The organism is Actinacidiphila glaucinigra (assembly GCF_900188405.1).
Taxonomy (GTDB): domain Bacteria; phylum Actinomycetota; class Actinomycetes; order Streptomycetales; family Streptomycetaceae; genus Actinacidiphila; species Actinacidiphila glaucinigra.
In genome coordinates this window covers 56,605-73,379 of record NZ_FZOF01000009.1, presented here as the reverse complement: position 1 = coordinate 73,379, position 16,775 = coordinate 56,605, and the positions used below count along the sequence as shown (strand labels likewise).

The window sequence follows — 16,775 nt, the reverse complement described above, 5'->3', positions numbered from 1 at the left end:
CACGGCCGGGGCGGAACGGGCGACGCGCGCCGCTCGTTCCCTCGTACGGGTAGCGCGAGCGGGCGCCCGAGCACGTAGGCTCGCCCTACCCGCACAACCGACGTCGTGAGGCAGGAGCGAGACCGTGATCCCCGGTGGTGGTCAGCCCAATATGCAGCAGCTGCTCAAGCAGGCACAGAAGATGCAGCAGGACCTCGCGGCGGCCCAGCAGGAGCTCGCCGAGACCGAGATCGAGGGTACGGCCGGCGGTGGCCTGGTGAAGGCGACCGTGACCGGAGCCGGCGAGCTGCGGGGTCTGGTCATCGACCCCAAGGCGGTCGATCCTGAGGACACGGAGACGCTGGCCGATCTGGTCGTCGCCGCCGTGCACAACGCGACCGCGAGCGCGCAGGAGCTGCAGCAGAACAAGCTCGGCCCGCTCGCCCAGGGGCTCGGGGGCATCCCCGGCCTTCCTTTCTAGTCCAGGCGACGAACGAAGAGGGCACAGCGTGTACGAGGGCGTGGTTCAGGACCTGATCGACGAGCTGGGCAGGCTGCCCGGCGTGGGTCCCAAGAGCGCGCAGCGGATCGCCTTCCACATCCTGCAGGCCGATCCCGCCGACGTCCGGCGGCTCGCGCACGCCCTGAGCGAGGTCAAGGCGAAGGTCCGGTTCTGCGCGGTCTGCGGCAACGTCGCGGAGGCCGACCAGTGCCGGGTCTGCCGTGATCCGCGCCGCGACCCGACCGTCATCTGCGTGGTCGAGGAACCCAAGGACGTGGTCGCGATCGAGCGGACCCGCGAGTTCCGCGGCCGCTACCACGTGCTCGGCGGCGCGATCAGCCCGATCGAGGGAGTCGGTCCGGACGACCTGCGCATACGGGAGCTGCTGGCGCGGCTCGCGGACGGCAGCGTCACCGAGCTGATCCTGGCCACCGACCCCAACCTCGAGGGGGAGGCGACGGCCACGTATCTCGCACGCATGGTCAAACCGATGGGACTGAAGGTCACCCGTCTCGCGAGCGGTCTGCCGGTCGGCGGCGACTTGGAGTACGCCGACGAGGTCACGCTCGGCCGGGCCTTTGAAGGAAGGCGGCTGCTTGATGTCTGACAACGCCCTGGACCCCGATGACTTCGCCTCCTCGATCTCGGACCAGATCGAGAGCTTCATCCTGTCGGTGCGGGAGGTCGCCAAGGGCGACGACCCCGACAGCGCGGTGCCCTACCTGCTGCTGGAGGTCTCCCAGCTGCTGCTGGCGGGCGGCCGCCTCGGGGCGCACGAGGACATCGTCCCGGAGGAGCGCTACGAGCCCGACATCGGCCCGGAGCCGGACGCCGACGAGCTGCGCCAGCGGCTCGCGGTGCTGCTGGAGCCGATCGACGTCTACTCCGAGGTCTTCGACCCGTACGTGCCGCGCAGCACACCGGTGGCCTGCCGGATCTCCGACGACCTCGCGGACGTCGTGACGGACCTCGCGCACGGCCTGGCGCACTTCCGCGAGGGCCGGGTCAGCGAGGCCCTGTGGTGGTGGCAGTTCTCCTACCTGTCCAACTGGGGGCCGACCGCCTCGGCCTCGCTGCGGGCCCTGCAGTCCCTCGTCGCCCACGTACGGCTCGACAGCCCGCTGGACGCCCTGGACGGCCTGGACACCGACCACGGCGCCGACGACGAGGAGAGACTCGCCGCCGAGGCCGGCCGGGTGATGGCCGCCGAGATCGCCAAGCCCCTGGGGCTGCGCCCCACCCGCTGAACCCGGACCCGGTCCCAGGACGCCACCGCGCCCGTCCCCTCCCGAGGGGCGGGCGCGTGTCCGTGTGGGGCGGCCGGGGGCCGTAGTGATCCGGAGCACGCTGCCCGGTGTGCATACCTCGGCGTGTCGCTGGGCAGATGGCTCGCAGAGTGGGCCCGGCGTCTCACCATGTGGTATTGAGGGGTCCGTACCGGCCTGCTCGTTAGACTGAGCCGAACGCAGTACCGGATTTGAGGAGCGCACGTGGGCCTTGTCGTGCAGAAGTACGGCGGCTCCTCCGTTGCGGATGCCGAGGGCATCAAGCGCGTTGCCAAGCGGATCGTCGATGCCAAGAAGAGCGGCCACCAGGTGGTCGTCGTGGTCTCGGCGATGGGTGACACGACGGACGAGTTGATCGAGCTCGCCGAGCAGGTATCTCCGATGCCTACCGGCCGCGAGTTCGACATGCTGCTGACCGCCGGAGAACGGATCTCCATGGCCCTGCTGGCGATGGCGATCAAAAACCTCGGACACGAGGCGCAGTCGTTCACCGGCAGCCAGGCGGGTGTCATCACCGACTCCGTCCACAACAAAGCGCGCATCATCGACGTCACGCCGGGCCGCATCCGCACGGCGCTCGACCAGGGCAACATCGCGATCGTGGCCGGCTTCCAGGGCGTCTCCCAGGACAGCAAGGACATCACGACGCTGGGCCGGGGCGGCTCCGACACGACCGCGGTGGCGCTGGCGGCGGCCCTGGACGCCGAGGTGTGCGAGATCTACACCGACGTCGACGGCGTGTTCACCGCGGATCCCCGCGTGGTGAAGAAGGCGCAGAAGATCGACTGGATCTCGTCCGAGGACATGCTGGAGCTCGCCAGCTCCGGCTCCAAGGTGCTCCTGCACCGCTGTGTGGAGTACGCCCGCCGTTACAACATCCCGATCCACGTCCGGTCGTCGTTCTCCGGCCTCCAGGGCACTTGGGTCAGCAATGAGCCGCGAGAGGACCAGAAGGGCATGGAGCACGCGATCATCTCCGGTGTCGCGCACGACACATCCGAGGCCAAGGTGACGGTCGTCGGTGTGCCCGACAAGCCCGGCGAGGCCGCCGTGATCTTCCGGGCGATCGCCGACGCCGAGATCAACATCGACATGGTGGTGCAGAACGTGTCGGCCGCGGCCACCGGCCTGACCGACATCTCCTTCACCCTCCCCAAGGCCGACGGCCCGAAGGCGATCGATGCCCTCAAGCGCGTCCAGGGCGGCATCGGCTTCGAGACGCTCCGCTACGACGACCAGATCGCCAAGATCTCGCTGGTCGGCGCCGGCATGAAGACCAACCCCGGTGTCACGGCGCAGTTCTTCGAGGCGCTGTCCAACGCGGGCGTCAACATCGAACTGATCTCGACCTCGGAGATCCGCATCTCGGTCGTCACCCGCGCCGAGGACGTCAACGAGGCCGTGCGCGCCGTGCACTCCGCGTTCGGCCTGGACAGCGAAACCGACGAAGCGGTCGTCTACGGAGGAACAGGCCGCTGATCACCCCCGTTTCGGTCGAGTGACCCAAATCCCAGGTCTATACCGCTTGATCGGAAGCCTGTAGGCGCCAGACAATTTCAGCTCCCTGTGTGTCGCAACCGCGCGACGCACAGGGAGCGTCCTTGTGTCAGCGCACTGCCCTACTGTGCTGCAGGCCGGGCGCGGCGCAACAGCGCCGGGAAAAAGGGGCATTGGGGAAGAGTTGGTACGCATGCGCATATGTGCTACACCGTCAAAAACGGTGCCTCGGGCGTACAACCCTGACGGGGGGACGCGTGTCCAACAGTCGTGGCAGAGGCACTCGGCATCGAAGCACCCCTCGTGGGGCGGAGCAGCGCTCCGGCGCGCCCGCACGTCCGGCGGCCGTCGCGCGCAGTCGGCGGCATCCCGGTGATCGCGCCCTGGCCTGTGGTGCAGGCGCCCTCGGACCGCGGCGACACTGACGGCGCGATGTCAGTCGGGACGACCGTCGACCACCTCACCGAGACCTACCGGGCGCACTACCGCTCGCTGCTCGGCCTCGCCGCACTCCTGCTCGACGACACCGCCTCCTGCGAGGACGTCGTCCAGGAAGCCTTCATCCGCGTCCACTCGGCCCGCAAGCGGGTCCGCGAGCCCGAGAAGACCCTCGCCTACCTGCGGCAGACCGTCGTCAACCTCTCCCGCTCCGCCCTCCGCCGCCGCATCATGGGCATGCGACTGCTGTCCAAGCCCATGCCCGACATGGCGAGCGCCGAGGAGGGCGCGTACGAGGCGCTGGAGCGCGACGAGCTGAAGGCGGCCCTGCGCAAACTGCAGCGCCGGCAGCGCGAGGTGCTCGTGCTGCGCTACTTCGCCGACATGACCGAAGCCCAAGTGGCCGAGACCCTCGGTATTTCCATAGGCTCGGTGAAGGCGTACGGCTCGCGCGGTCTCGCGGCGCTCCGCGTCGCGATGGAGGCCCCGGCATGACCAACTCGACCCCACCCGGCGGTATGGAACCCGAGAACGACATCAACGGCGGCAGCCCGGAGGAGCGGCTGAGCCCCGACGAACTGGCGCTGCGCCGCCTCATGCGCGACGCGGTGAGCGACATCCAGCCCGGGCAAGAGGCGCTGGACCATCTGCGCCGCGCGGTCCCCGCCCGGCGGACCCACCGCCGTCAGTTGCTGGCCGGCAGCGCGGCCGCGTGCCTGCTGGCACTGGTCGCGGTCCCCGCGGCCCTGCACGCGGCGAACATCTCCGGCTCCGCCAAGACCGGCACCGCCAACGCGTCCAGCGCCCAGGACACCGGTGGCACCGACGGCGGCCCGGACGGTCCCGCCGCCGGCGCCGGCACACCCAGCCCGACCGGCGGCGACGGCAGTCCCGACGAGAACCCCACGCACACCGGCGGCTCGCACCCCCAGGTCCCGCCCGGGTCCTCGGACCCCGTGGACCCCTCCGACACGCTCGCGGCCAACGCCCCGCTGTGCTCCACCGACGACCTCGGCGACGCCTCCGGCTACGCGGGCGCCTCCGACGGCGCGGGCCGGGTCAGCGGCTGGTTCCAGGTGGCGAACACCTCTGATCGCTCGTGCACCGTCGACGGCGGCGGCACGGTGACCTTCGCCGCCCAGGGCGCGGCCGAGTCCGCCCGCATCAGTGTCGTCGACCACACCGCGAACGACGGCACCACGCTGCCCGACTCCCTCGGCACGCTGATCCTCAAGGCCGGGCAGAGCTACCGCGTCCAGTTCACCTGGATCCCGGCCGCGGGCGGCGCGGGCGGCTGCACACCCCCGTCCACGCCGACGCCCACCGCGACCGCCACCAACAGCCCGACCGGTGAGGCGTCCGCGCCCCCGTCCGGCGAGAACGGTGCCTCCCAGGGCGCCCCGGCGGCCATCGTGCTGAGCCACACCCCCGAGGCCGGAGCGCCCGTCGTCAACGCGACGATCGACGGCGCCTGCGCCGGGACGGTGTACAAGACCGGCGCCGTCGCCGCCCAGTAGCAGGGGGCGGTTCCAGGGGACGGCCGGGCGCCCCGTACCGTTGACGGCGTGTACCGGTTCCTGCTGTCCCCCCGCTGGCTGGGCGGGCACCTCTTCATGGTGTGCGCCGTGGTCGTCTGCACGTTCATGGGCAGCTGGCAGTTGAGCCGGTTCGAGGCCCGCGTCGACAGCCACCGCGCCGCCCAGGACACCCCCGCGACCGCCGCCCGCGACGCCGTCCCGCTGGAGCGCCTGCTGCCGCGGGCGACCTCCGCGGTCACCACCGAGACGGCCGGCCGCTCCGTACGGGCCACCGGCCGCTACGACAGCGCGCACCAGTTCCTCGTACCCGGCCGCGAGCTCGACGGACGCACCGGCTACTACGTGCTCACCCCGCTGCGCACCGGCGACGGCGCGGCCGTCCTGCCCGTCGTCCGCGGCTGGCTCCCCGGCGACGCGGACCGCGCGTCCGCCGCCGCCGTGCCCGCGGCGCCCGCCGGCGAGGTCACCGTCACCGGGGCCCTGCAGGCCCCCGAGGGCGCCGACACCGACGGCGCGATCGGCAGCGGCGGGCTCCCCGAAGGACAGTTGGGGATCATCAGCGCGGCCTCCCTGGTCAACCTCGTCCCGTACCAGGTGTACGGCGCCTGGATCACCCAGACCGAGGGCGTCCACGCGCCCCTGCGGGCCGTCCCGCCCGTCGCGCCGAGCGGCACCGGCCTGGACCTCAAGGCCTTCCAGAACCTCGGCTACACCGGCGAGTGGTTCGTCTTCGCGGGCTTCGTGGTCTTCATGTGGTTCCGGCTCGTCCGCCGGGAGGCCGAGACCCGGCGCGACGCCGAGCTCGGCCTCACCGCGGAGGAGGGGCCCGCCCCGGCCTCAGCCGCCGAGGTGGCGGCGGACGAAGTCCAGCTCCAGTCGTAGCTGCTTGATCCGCTCGTCGACGACGAGCGAGCCGTGCCCGGCGTCGTAGCGGTAGACCTCGTGCGTCTTGCCCAGGCCCGCCAGCCGCTCGACGTAGTTGTCGATCTGCCGGATCGGGCAGCGCGGGTCGTTGAGGCCCGCCGAGATGTAGACCGGGGCCTTGACCCGCGCCACGTACGTGATCGGCGAGGACGCCTCGTAGCGCTCCGGGACCTCCTCGGGGGAGCCGCCGAACAGGGTGCGGTCCAGCGCCTTGAGCGCCTCCATCTCGTCGCCGTACGCCGTCACGTAGTCCGCGACCGGTACGGCCGCCAGGCCCACCGTCCACAGCTCGGGCCGGGTGCCCAGCCCCAGCAGCGTCAGGAAGCCGCCCCAGGAGCCGCCGGACAGCACCAGGCGCGCCGGGTCGGCGAAGCCCGACTCCACCGCCCACGCCCGGACCGCCTCGACGTCCTCCAGCTCGATCAGGCCCACACGGTGCTTGAGCGCGTCCGTCCACTCCCGGCCGTAGCCCGTGGAACCGCGGTAGTTGATCCGCACCACCGCGTAGCCGTGGTCGAGCCAGGCCGCCGGCCCGGCCGCGAAGGCGTCCGAGTCGTGCCAGGTGGGCCCGCCGTGGATCTCGAACACCGTCGGGTACGGGCCCTCGCCCCGCGCGGGCCGCTGGACGAGCGCGTGCACCCGGCCGCCCGGCCCGTCCACCCACACGTCCTCCACCGGCAGCGAGCCGGGGGCCCGCTCGCCGGGCGCCTCCAGCACCACCGCGCCGGTCGTCGACCGCACCTCCGAGGGCGCCGCCGCCGACGACCACAGGAACTCCACGGTCCCGTCGGGGCGGGCCGTGGCGCCGCTCACCGAGCCCGCCGGGGTGTCCAGCCGGGTCAGCTCCCCGTCCGCCAGCCCGTAGCGGTAGATCTCGCTGCGGGCCCGGTACGAGTGCACCACCAGCAGCGCGGTGCCGTCCGGGTACCACTCCGCCGCGACGTCACCAGGCAGGTCGATGGCGAGCGCGGTCTCCGTGCCCGCGGCGACGTCCCAGACCATCGGCTCCCAGCGGCCGCGCCGCTGGTGCGCCACCAGCAGCCGGGCGTCCCCCAGGACCGGGGCGAACCCCAGGCACTCCAGGCCCAGTTCCTTCGTGCCGCCCTCGCTGTCGTCCAGCTCCGCGACCTTCGTGCCGTCCGTCGTGACCACGCGCAGCGCCGAGTGCATCGCGTCGCCGTGCTCGGTGTGCTCGACGACGACCAGCGTGCCGTCCTCCGAGAGCGCGCCGACCCCGCCCGACTCCTCGTGCCGGTAGATCTCCACCGGCTCCGCCCCGGGACGCACGACGTGGACCGTCGTGCCCTCCTCGTCGGTGGAGCGGCCGACCACCGCGAGCCCGCTCCGGCCCAGCGCCAGGCCCGCGGGATACGAGGACTCCAGCCCGGGCGCGGCCGGCTCGTCCGGGCCGCCATCGAAGGGCTGCCGCATCCACACGCCGAACTCGTCCCCGTCGGTGTCCGCGAACCACCACACCCAGGCGCCGTCCGGTGTCAGCGTCCCGTCCGATGTGCCGTTCGGCCGGTCGGTGACCTGCCGCTGCGCCCCGGTCGTCCGGTCCCACGCGTAGAGCTCGTAGGTACCCGTCGCATTCGACACGAACAGGCTGCGATGGGGGGCGTCCTCCGCCCACTCCGGCAGTCCGACGCGTGGCGCCCGGAAGCGCTTCTCCCAATCCGGCATCCCAGCCATGACGTCGCTCATGCCACCATCAAACCCGATCGCGCCCCGTGGTGGACCGTGGCCGTCGTCACCCGCTGCGATCACGTCCCGGAACGACGATCAGCGCCGTCCCCCGCCCCAGGTCCACCCGCGACCGCGGGGGCGCCCCGTCGCCCTCCTCGTCGCGCAGCATCAGGGTCGCCCGGCGCTCGTCCAACTCGTTGCGCTTGCCCGGGGAGAAGCTCGCGTGCAGCTGCTCGAAACCGGTCGAGGAGACCTGCCCGCTGCGGCCGCCCCACCGGCCCAGGCGCAGCACCTGGTCGACGAAGGCCACCCCGATCAGCAGGATCACCAGGCCCGGCAGCGTCATGAAGACCACGAACTCCACACCCATGGCCCTACCTTCGCACGGTGCCGCCGCGACGGCGACGGCCCCGCGGGCACCCGGCTACCCTCGCGCCATGACCGCCGCCGAACAGCCCCTCGTCCCGCCGGGCTTCGCCGTCCCGGACCCGCCCGCCACCGACCGCTTCCGCCTGGAACCCCTGGGCCCGCGGCACAACGCCGCCGACCACGCCGCCTGGACGTCCAGCATCGACCACATCCGCGCCACCCCCGGCTTCGAGGGCCGCTCCTGGCCGCCGCCGGACGGGATGACCCTCGAGGCCAACCTCGAGGACCTGCGCAAGCACGCGGAGGACTTCGAGCGGCGCACCGGCTTCACCTACACCGTCCTGTCCGTGCCCGGCGGCGACGTCATCGGCTGCGTGTACGTCTACCGCTCCCGCGGCGAACCCGGCACCGTCGACGTCCGCTCCTGGGTCAGCGCCCGCAACGCCGCCCTGGACGCCGAACTCCACCGCGTCGTCGGCGACTGGCTCGCCCGTGCCTGGCCCTTCGCGCGCATCGCCTACGCGCCCCGCTGAACCCCTGCCGGGGCGCTCCGGAGATTCACACGTTCGGCCCATCCGGGGCCGCCGCCACGTACGACGTGTGATGGGCTGGTGACGCAGCGGAGTCGCGGGGGGCGCGTCCGAGCGCTCCGCGACACGACCGGACCACGACCCCCGGATCCCCGGAATCCCCCGGGGCCCGGGCGCCGCGTCCGGCGGTCCCTCCCCCGTCACACGGGCGCACGAGGAAGGCGTGGCGATGATCGCTGTCCTGGACACCGGCGGGATACCCCGGCGCAGGCTGCGCGGCGCGCTCGCGGTGCTGAGCACCTGCGGGCTGCTGCTGACCGCGGCCTGCGCCACCGCCGTCCCGCCGCGGCCGGCGTCCGCCGCCGGACGCGCCGTGGACCCCGCCGCGGGCGTACCCCCGGAGCTGCGGCGCTACTACGAGCAGCGCCTCGACTGGAAGGCCTGCCAGGACGTGCCGGGCTTCCAGTGCGCCACCGTGACGGTGCCCCTGGACTACGCCCGCCCCGAGGCCGGCGACATCACCCTGACCGCCGCCCGCCTGCGGGCCACCGGCGACGCCGCCGCCCGCGTCGGCTCGCTCCAGGTCAACCCGGGCGGCCCCGGCGAGTCCGCCGTCGACTACCTGGTCGCCGCCGTCGGCACCTTCTCCCCGGCCATGCGCACCGCGTACGACCTGGTCGCCGTCGACCAGCGCGGCGTGCGGTACAGCACCCCCGTCGACTGCGAAACCGACACCCCGGCCACCCCCATGGGCTTCGGCCTGCGGGTCTCCGACGGCGCTGCGGAGATCGCCGACTCCTTCGAGGCGTTCGAGGAACTCGCCGACGCCTGCGAGAAGCAGGACGGGGATCTGCTGCCCCACCTCGGCACCCCCGACGCGGCGCGCGACATGGACGTCGTGCGCGCCCTCCTCGGCGACGAGCGCCTGCACTTCCTCGGCTACTCCTACGGCACCTACCTGGGCGCGACGTATGCCGAGCTCTTCCCCTCGCGGGTCGGACGCATGGTCCTGGACGGCGCCATCGACCCCGCGCTCGACGGCTACCGCGAGAACCTGGACAGCACCGCCGGCTACCAGCTGGCCTGGGAGTCCTTCGCCGCCGACTGCGCCGCCCGCCCCGACTGCCCGGTCGGCCACTCCGTCGCGGAGGCCGGCCGGGTCCTCGACGGACTGGTGGACAAGCTGGACGCCGGCCCCCTGCGCCAGGGCAAGGACATCACCGTCACCGGAGAGGACCTCCTCACCGCGGTCATCACGGCCCTGCGGGGGGCCTCTTGGGAGGAGCTGCGGACGATGCTGCGCCAGGCCCTGGCCGGCGACACCGCGGAGTTGCAGCAGTTCGCCGGCGCGGACGAGGACACCTCCGGCAACGCCACGGACGCCCTCCTCGCCGTCGACTGCCTGAGCTCCACCCTCGGCGCCCGCTTCTCCGGCGCCGAGGCGGAGGCCGCCCTGCCCGCCTTCCTGCGTGCCTCACCCCAGTTCGGCGCCTCACTGGCCACGTTCCTGGTCCTCTGCACCCGCTGGCCGGTCCCGGCGACCCAGGCCCCGCACCCGATCAGCGCCCCCGGCGCCGCCCCGATCCTCGTCGTCGGCACCATCCGGGACCCCGCCACCCCGTACCCCTGGGCCCAGTCCCTCGCCCGCCAGCTCGACTCCGGACGGCTCCTCACCTACGACGGTGACGGCCACACCGCGTACCACCGCGGCAGCCCCTGCATCGACGACGCCGTCGACCGCTACCTCATCCACGGCGAACTCCCCGCCCCGGGCACGGTCTGCGGCTGACCCGGGGCGGCCCGGGACGTCCTCCCGGGCCGCGTTCCGCCACTCAGCGGCGCGAAGGGGCCGCGCGGTGTCTCAGATCACCCAGAGCAGTCCGTTGCCGCCCAGGAGGGTGCCGTTCTGCTGGGGCAGGCCGACCGAGGTGGCGGTGAACACGCGGCTGCCCGTGGCCGTCGGCCCGGCGGTGCCGCCGGGGAAGACCCAGACCGCGCCCGTCGAGTTGTTCTCCGTGGCCGCGCCGACGAACAGCTCGGCCTTGCCGTCCTTGTTCACGTCACCCGCGGCGACCGTCGTGCCGAAGAAGTCGTCGACCTCCGAGCCGCCCGGGACCTTCGCCGTGTCCTGGTTGAAGGCGTACGCCCCGGCGCCGAGGGCGCCCGTGCGGCGACCGGGGATGACGGTCACCTGCCCGGCCCGGCCGATCTTGCCGATGGATTCGTAGGGTGTCCCGACCACGATGTCGGCGAGCCCGTCACGGTTCAGGTCCGCCACCGCCAGGGCGCCGCCGAAAGCGTCGTACTTCTCGCTCCCGCCGGGGACGCCGACGGTGTTCTGCGTGATCTGCACCGGTGCGGCATCGGGCGAGATGCCTCGTGCCGAGCCGTACCAGACAAGGACGCGACCGCCCAGCACGCCGTCGACCCCGGAGACTTCGGGCTCGTCGGGGTCGCCGGCGACGAGGTCGGAGTATCCGTCGCCGTTGAGGTCGCCGGCGGCGACCATGAGGCCGTTGCCCTTCTGCAGAGCGAGAGCGTGGTCCTCGGGGTTCACGACGATGTGGCCGCCGGTCAGACCGCTGTAGCGGTAGGTGGCGTTCACGTGGTCCTGAGCGCCGTCCCCGTTGAAGTCGCCCAGCGCCACCGCCTCGGCCTGGGACATGTCCGCCGGAGTCGCCGAGCCGCCGAACGTACCGGTGCTGCTGAAGGGCCCGGTGAAGCGGACCGACCCGGCCCGGGAGCCCACCAGGACTTCGGTCTTCGCCCCCGGCCCCGTGCCGGCCGCGGCGAGGTCCACGCCGTAGTAGAGCGGGTCGCCCTGGGGCGTCGGCAGGTTGGTGCCCCGGGTGAGGCCGGCGCTGCTCCCCCAGAGCACCGTCACCGTTCCGGCATCGATCCCCTTGGCCGTGCCCTCGTAGGGCGATCCGACGACCAGATCGGCGTACCCGTCGCGGTTCAGGTCCGCCGTGGCGGTGGCGGCACCGAACCGGTCGAACGCCTCGGCGGTGCCCGGGATGGAGGCGGTGTTCTGCGTGATGATCTTTCGCCGGGACGCCGACAGGCCCGTTCTCGATCCGTACAGCACGACGACCGCACCGGCCGCCTCTTTGCCGGCAACATCCGCGCCAGGGGCGGGCAGGACGGCGTCACGGTAACCGTCGCCGTTGAAGTCACCGGGTACCGCGCCGTGCACGGCGGCCGCGGGGGTGGCCGGCAGCAACGTACCGCCGAGCAGTCCGGCGACCAGGATCCCGGCGGCTCTCCAACTGCGCCCGGTCAGACCGCGGTTCATGGTCATGTCGTGTCCCCTCCACCCCGGGCACACCTCCTGTGCACCCACACGTCGCAGCGGATTGTAGAGCGCCGCGCGGCCGCGGCCCGATGGGAGGTGCTTTACGGCGAGCGCACAGCGCAGACGCGAGCGCGCTCTCCAGGCTGGTTCCGGGTCCGGCCAGGCGACCGGCGGCGACTCGCGCCCGGAAGCAGCCGTACACCACGGTCCCGACGCAACGCCGCCTGCTCATCGTGAGGTTCGGCCGGACCTCGGCCACGACGTACTGGAGGACCACGTCATGGGCGACCGGCGTGATGTACGGCCGGTTCCGGGGCCGCCGCGGTGCGTCGTGGCGCCGGTCGGTCGGTCGGTGCGTATCGCTGCCGCCGGACAGCGGTGTGCCGCTCGAAGAGATCTCGCGCCTTGTCGGGCGGCCCGGCACCCCGGTCACCGAGGAGGTCCACCACAAGCCGATCCGCCCCGTGATTCAGACGGGGGCCGGAAGCGTGAGTCACACAGAAAGTCACGCAACACGAGTCAGGGCCGCCTGGGAAATTCCCAGACGGCCCTGATCTGCATCTACGAAGTCGGGGTGGCGGGATTTGAACCCACGGCCTCTTCGTCCCGAACGAAGCGCGCTACCAAGCTGCGCCACACCCCGGTGTCGTACCGTGGCCTCCGGCCCGGCGCGACGAGGATTACTCTAGCGGACCTCCCGCTGGAGACGAAATCCGGTTTTCGCGGGCGGCTCAGGCGCCCGGCGTCAGGGTGAGCAGGGTGGCCTCGGGCGGGCAGGCGAAGCGGACCGGGGTGTAGCGGTTGGTGCCGCAGCCGGCGGAGACGTGCAGGTAGGAGCGGTGGCCGGCGGCCTCGTGGGTGGACAGGCCCTTGACCCGGTCGGTGTCGATGTCGCAGTTGGTGACCAGGGCGCCGTAGAAGGGGATGCAGAGCTGGCCGCCGTGGGTGTGACCGGCGAGGATCAGCGGGTAGCGGTCCGCGGCGAAGGCGTCGAGCACGCGCAGGTACGGGGCGTGGACGACGGCGAGGGAGAGGTCGGCGTCCGCGTCGGGGCCGCCGGCGACGGCGGCGTAGCGGTCGCGGCGGATGTGGGGGTCGTCGAGGCCCGTGAAGGCGATCTCGATGCCGTCGTCGAGCTTGAGGCGGCCGCGGGTGTTGTTGACCCCGACCCACCCGGCCACGTCGAAAGCGTCGCGCACCTCCTCCCAGGGGTTGCGGGCGACGCCGATGGCGGGGTCGTTCTTGCCGTTGAGGCCGTGCTCGCCCCGGACGCGCTCGAGGAGGTAGCGGGCGGGGTTGCGCAGCTTGGGGGCGTAGTAGTCGTTGGAGCCGAAGACGTACGCCCCGGGGAGGTCGAGCAGCGGGCCGAGGGCGTCCAGCAGCTCGGGGACGCCGTGGGGGTCGGAGAGGTTGTCCCCGGTGTTCACCACGAAGTCCGGACGGAGCCCGGCCAGCGACTGCAGCCAGCGGCGCTTCTTGTTCTGGCCGCTCACCATGTGGATGTCGGAGAGCTGCAGGACGCGGATCGGCCGCATTCCGGCCGGCAGCACGGGCACCCGCACCCTGCGCAGGCGGAAGGACCGCGCCTCGATTCCGGCGGCGTAGGCCACGCAGGCCGCACCGGCAGCTGTGATGCCCAGGGGTACTCCGTATCGCGCGCGCATGCCCTCCATGGTGGCAGACGGCTCGTCAGGGATAAATTTCCGGCCCTCCCGGCGGCGACCTGGCAGACTCGGTGCCATGACCACCACGCTCAAGCAGCGTCTGCACGACGACCTCACGGCTGCCATCAAGGGACGGGACGAACTGATCTCGTCCACCCTCCGTCTCACCCTCACCGCGATCACCAAGGAGGAGGTCGCGGGCAAGGAGGCGCGCGAGCTCTCCGACGAAGAGGTGCTGATGGTGATCGCCCGCGAGGCGAAGAAGCGCCGGGAGGCGGCCGACGCCTTCGAGCAGGGCGGCCGCAAGGAGTCCGCGGAGCGCGAGCTGGCGGAGGGCGAGGTGCTGGGCGCCTACCTGCCCAAGCAGCTGGACGACGCCGAGCTGGCCGGGATCGTCGCCGCGGCGATCACCGAGTCGGGGGCCGAGGGGCCCAGGGCGATGGGCGCGGTCATGAAGATCGTGAATCCGAAGGTCGCGGGCCTGGCCGAGGGCGGCCGGGTCGCCGCCGAGGTGCGCAGGCAGCTCGCGGGCGGCTGACGGAGCGGCGCCCGACCGGGCGCCCATGACAGCCCGCGGCGCCCGAGGGCGGCCGACAACGGAAGGGGCGCCGGGACCGATCGGTCCCGGCGCCCCTTCGGCGTCATGTCACGTACCGGGGGGATCAGCCCGCCCCGGTGCCACCCGTCTCGGGGGTGCCGGTCCCGGGGCCGGCGTTGGTCGCGCCGCCGCGGCCGTTGCCGCCGCCCCCGTCGCCGCCGCCGAAGATGCCGCCGAAGAGTCCTTCGTCGCCCCCGTTGCCGCCGTTGCCGCCGTTGCCGGGGCCGCCGTCGTCGCCGGGGCCGTGGTGGTCGTCGTCGTCGTTGCGCGGCTTCTCGGGATCCTTGATGGCGACCGTCGGCAGACCCGGCGAGACGGTGCCGGCCAGGGCGCCGGACATGGCGTCCTTCCAGATCGGGCCCGGGGTGTCGGCGCCGTAGACCTCGGTGTGGTACTGGCCGCCGATGGTGATGTTGGTCATCCGGCGCTTGTGGGCCGGGTCGCCGACCCAGACGGCACCCGCCATGTCCGAGGTGTAGCCGACGAACCAGGCGGCGTAGCGGTAGTCCGTCGTACCGGTCTTGCCCGCGCTGTCGCGGTCGCTGAGCCCGGCCTGCTGGCCGGTGCCGTCCTCGACCACGCCCTTGAGCAGGGTGTTGATCGTGGAGGCGGTCTGCTCGGACATGGCCCGCTCGCACTGCGTCTTCGGCACCGGCAGCTTCTTGCCGTTCGCGTCGCTGATCGACTCGATGGCGACCGGGGTGCAGTACTCGCCCTTGCTGGCGAAGGCGGCGTAGGCGGCGGCCATCTTCAGCGGCGACATCTCGTTGACGCCGAGGGTGAAGGAGGCACCGAGGCCGAACTTCGTCCCGCCGGCGCGCTTGGTGATGCCGAGGGAGTTGACCATCCGCGTCACGTCGCACAGGCCGGCGTCGGCCTCCAGCGAGACGAAGTAGGTGTTGATCGACTTCGCCAGCGCCTCCCGCATCCCGTACGGACCGACCTCGTCCTTCCGCTCGTTGGGCACCTTGGCGGTGCTGGTGTACCGCTTGCCCTCGCAGTCGGTCACGTCCGGGTACGGCATCTCGTTCGGCGAGGGGTAGGACTGGGCCGTCGACATGCCCTTCTCCAGGGCGGCCGCGGCGGTGAAGGGCTTGAACGTCGAACCCGGCTGGTAACCCGCGCCGCCGCCCATGTTCCGGTCGACGGAGTAGTTGATCTGGGTCTGGTTCTTCCCGAAGCCGTACGGGCGGGACTGGCCCATTCCGACGATCTTGCCCGTGCCGGGCTGGACCAGGGTCACGGCGGTGGCGACGTCGTCGCTCTTGTACACGTGCCGGCTGATCGACTCCTGGACGGACCGCTGCGCCTTCGGGTCGAGGGTGGTGCGGATGGTGAGGCCGCCCTGGTCCCAGCGCTTGGAGCGCTCGCTCTTGGTCTTGCCGAAGGCCTTGTCGCTGAGGAAGACCTGGCGCACGTAGTCGCAGAAGAAGCCGGCGCCGTTGACGGCGGTGATGCAGCCGTTCTTGGGCTGGGTGATCTTGAGGCCGAGCGGCTTCTTCTTCGCCTCGTCGGCCTCGGCCTGCGTGATGTTCTTCACGTCGGCCATCCGCTGCAGCACCACGTCGCGGCGCTTCTTGGCCTCTTCCGGGTCGTTCACGGGGTCGTAGCGGCTCGGCGACTGGACGAGACCGGCCAGCAGCGCGGACTCGGTGAGCGACAGGTCCTTCGCGGACTTGCTGAAGTAGCGCCGCGAGGCGGACTCGACCCCGTAGGCCTGCTCGCCGAAGAACGTGATGTTGAGGTAGTTCTCGAGGATCTTCTGCTTCCCCAGCTCCTGCTCGAGCTGGATGGCGTACTTCATCTCCTTGATCTTGCGACCGAGGGTCTGCTGTGTGGCCTGCTGGACCTTGGTGGGGTCGTCGCCGGCCTCCTCGACGAAGACGTTCTTCACGTACTGCTGCGTCAGGGTGGACGCGCCCTCGGAGACACCGCCCTCCTGGGCGTTCTTGTTGAGCGCGCGCAGGATGCCCTTGACGTCGATGGCGCCGTGCTCGTAGAAGCGGGCGTCCTCGATGGCGACGATGGCCTGCTGCATCGGCTTGCTGATCTTGTTCAGCCCCACGACCTTGCGGTCGCGCGAGTAGACGGTCGCGATCAGGTCGCCCTTGGTGTCCAGGATCTGGGTGCTCTGGGACAGCGGCGGTCGCTTGAGCTCGCCCGGAAGGGAGTCGAAGCCGGCCGCGGTGCCCTTGGCGCTCAGTCCGAGTGCTCCCGCCGCGGGGAGGGCGATACCGGCCAGCACGACGCCTGCCAGGACGCTGATGCCCAGGAACTTGGCTGCCTGCTGGGCTGAGCTGGTGCCGCCGCTGCTGGTGGGGCGCGATCGCTTGTGACCCATGGGGTGCAGCTTACGTTGCCATTCTCAGGACGTGGGCATGCTTGTTCGCCTACTCTGTAACAGACAGGCGCGAACACTGCGCACACGTCTGTCCTCCCTCGTCACTCTTGTGGGTGATGAGAACTGCC

General features: G+C 71.9%; 15 protein-coding genes, 1 tRNA gene and 1 pseudogene. 11 read left to right on the top strand and 6 right to left on the bottom strand.

Annotated elements, in window-relative coordinates; all coding sequences use genetic code 11:
• Positions 1-124: 124 nt before the first annotated feature.
• The 7 genes from CHF15_RS20495 (at position 125) to CHF15_RS20465 (ending at position 6,122) form a co-directional block, all read left to right on the top strand.
• The gene (locus CHF15_RS20495; protein ID WP_078619825.1) at positions 125-460 is read left to right on the top strand and encodes a YbaB/EbfC family nucleoid-associated protein; all 336 of its coding nucleotides are present in this window, start codon (positions 125-127) and stop codon (positions 458-460) included.
• A gap of 28 nt (positions 461-488) precedes the next feature.
• On the top strand, positions 489-1,088 hold the full coding sequence (gene recR, locus CHF15_RS20490; protein WP_089225298.1) for a recombination mediator RecR: 600 nt from the start codon (positions 489-491) through the stop codon (positions 1,086-1,088).
• Positions 1,081-1,728 (top strand): DUF5063 domain-containing protein, encoded by a 648-nt coding sequence (locus CHF15_RS20485; RefSeq protein WP_089225297.1) that lies wholly within the window; start codon positions 1,081-1,083, stop codon positions 1,726-1,728. The genes recR and CHF15_RS20485 overlap by 8 nt, the downstream gene beginning before the upstream one ends.
• A gap of 243 nt (positions 1,729-1,971) precedes the next feature.
• A complete protein-coding gene (locus CHF15_RS20480) occupies positions 1,972-3,246 on the top strand; it encodes an aspartate kinase (RefSeq protein ID WP_089225296.1) in 1,275 nt (424 codons plus the stop codon).
• A 288-nt stretch (positions 3,247-3,534) separates the two neighbouring features.
• Positions 3,535-4,197, top strand: a complete 663-nt coding sequence (locus tag CHF15_RS20475; protein WP_375821230.1) for a SigE family RNA polymerase sigma factor — start codon at positions 3,535-3,537, stop codon at positions 4,195-4,197.
• Positions 4,194-5,219, top strand: coding sequence for a hypothetical protein (locus CHF15_RS20470; protein WP_089225295.1), 1,026 nt, complete (start codon positions 4,194-4,196; stop codon positions 5,217-5,219). The genes CHF15_RS20475 and CHF15_RS20470 overlap by 4 nt, the downstream gene beginning before the upstream one ends.
• Positions 5,220-5,267: 48 nt before the next feature.
• Complete coding sequence (locus CHF15_RS20465) at positions 5,268-6,122, top strand: SURF1 family protein (RefSeq protein WP_179279884.1); 855 nt, start codon at positions 5,268-5,270, stop codon at positions 6,120-6,122.
• On the opposite strand, the gene CHF15_RS20460 is transcribed toward CHF15_RS20465, so the two are convergent.
• Positions 6,078-7,868 (bottom strand): S9 family peptidase, encoded by a 1,791-nt coding sequence (locus tag CHF15_RS20460; RefSeq protein WP_089225294.1) that lies wholly within the window; start codon positions 7,866-7,868, stop codon positions 6,078-6,080. The genes CHF15_RS20465 and CHF15_RS20460 overlap by 45 nt on opposite strands.
• 46 nt (positions 7,869-7,914) lie before the next feature.
• On the bottom strand, positions 7,915-8,214 hold the full coding sequence (locus CHF15_RS20455; RefSeq protein WP_089225447.1) for a DUF6191 domain-containing protein: 300 nt from the start codon (positions 8,212-8,214) through the stop codon (positions 7,915-7,917).
• Positions 8,215-8,287: 73 nt separating this feature from the next.
• Here CHF15_RS20455 and CHF15_RS20450 point away from each other — a divergent pair, with 73 nt between their 5' ends.
• Together CHF15_RS20450 and CHF15_RS20445 are read left to right on the top strand one after the other, a co-directional pair.
• A complete protein-coding gene (locus CHF15_RS20450; protein WP_089225293.1) occupies positions 8,288-8,752 on the top strand; it encodes a GNAT family N-acetyltransferase in 465 nt (154 codons plus the stop codon).
• Between the two features lie 226 nt (positions 8,753-8,978).
• Complete coding sequence (locus CHF15_RS20445; RefSeq protein ID WP_089225292.1) at positions 8,979-10,538, top strand: alpha/beta hydrolase; 1,560 nt, start codon at positions 8,979-8,981, stop codon at positions 10,536-10,538.
• Between the two features lie 72 nt (positions 10,539-10,610).
• On the opposite strand, the gene CHF15_RS20440 is transcribed toward CHF15_RS20445, so the two are convergent.
• A complete protein-coding gene (locus CHF15_RS20440) occupies positions 10,611-12,050 on the bottom strand; it encodes an FG-GAP-like repeat-containing protein (protein ID WP_089225291.1) in 1,440 nt (479 codons plus the stop codon).
• Positions 12,051-12,400: 350 nt separating this feature from the next.
• Here CHF15_RS20440 and CHF15_RS45755 point away from each other — a divergent pair.
• Positions 12,401-12,598: pseudogene (locus CHF15_RS45755) on the top strand (hypothetical protein); the annotation flags it as partial.
• A 15-nt stretch (positions 12,599-12,613) separates the two neighbouring features.
• Here CHF15_RS45755 and CHF15_RS20430 read toward each other — a convergent pair.
• Both CHF15_RS20430 and CHF15_RS20425 read right to left on the bottom strand, forming a co-directional pair.
• Positions 12,614-12,687 (bottom strand) — tRNA-Pro (locus tag CHF15_RS20430).
• An 88-nt stretch (positions 12,688-12,775) separates the two neighbouring features.
• Complete coding sequence (locus CHF15_RS20425) at positions 12,776-13,708, bottom strand: metallophosphoesterase (RefSeq protein WP_179279883.1); 933 nt, start codon at positions 13,706-13,708, stop codon at positions 12,776-12,778.
• A gap of 76 nt (positions 13,709-13,784) precedes the next feature.
• On the opposite strand from CHF15_RS20425, the gene CHF15_RS20420 reads away from it, so the two are divergent.
• Positions 13,785-14,246, top strand: coding sequence for a GatB/YqeY domain-containing protein (locus tag CHF15_RS20420; RefSeq protein ID WP_089225289.1), 462 nt, complete (start codon positions 13,785-13,787; stop codon positions 14,244-14,246).
• Between the two features lie 124 nt (positions 14,247-14,370).
• Here the strand turns inward: CHF15_RS20420 and CHF15_RS20415 are convergent, their stop codons facing one another.
• A complete protein-coding gene (locus CHF15_RS20415; RefSeq protein ID WP_089225288.1) occupies positions 14,371-16,647 on the bottom strand; it encodes a transglycosylase domain-containing protein in 2,277 nt (758 codons plus the stop codon).
• Positions 16,648-16,775: the final 128 nt, after the last annotated feature.

Excerpts from the sequence above, each read along its gene's own strand:
- CHF15_RS20460 (WP_089225294.1), bottom strand. The coding sequence starts at position 7,868 with ATGAGCGACGTCATGGCTGGGATGCCGGATTGGGAGAAGCGCTTCCGG.
- CHF15_RS20440 (WP_089225291.1), bottom strand. The coding sequence starts at position 12,050 with ATGACCATGAACCGCGGTCTGACCGGGCGCAGTTGGAGAGCCGCCGGG.
- CHF15_RS20445 (WP_089225292.1), top strand. The coding sequence starts at position 8,979 with ATGATCGCTGTCCTGGACACCGGCGGGATACCCCGGCGCAGGCTGCGC.
- CHF15_RS20425 (WP_179279883.1), bottom strand. The coding sequence starts at position 13,708 with ATGCGCGCGCGATACGGAGTACCCCTGGGCATCACAGCTGCCGGTGCG.
- CHF15_RS20485 (WP_089225297.1), top strand. The coding sequence starts at position 1,081 with ATGTCTGACAACGCCCTGGACCCCGATGACTTCGCCTCCTCGATCTCG.
- CHF15_RS20415 (WP_089225288.1), bottom strand. The coding sequence starts at position 16,647 with ATGGGTCACAAGCGATCGCGCCCCACCAGCAGCGGCGGCACCAGCTCA.
- CHF15_RS20420 (WP_089225289.1), top strand. The coding sequence starts at position 13,785 with ATGACCACCACGCTCAAGCAGCGTCTGCACGACGACCTCACGGCTGCC.
- CHF15_RS20450 (WP_089225293.1), top strand. The coding sequence starts at position 8,288 with ATGACCGCCGCCGAACAGCCCCTCGTCCCGCCGGGCTTCGCCGTCCCG.
- CHF15_RS20470 (WP_089225295.1), top strand. The coding sequence starts at position 4,194 with ATGACCAACTCGACCCCACCCGGCGGTATGGAACCCGAGAACGACATC.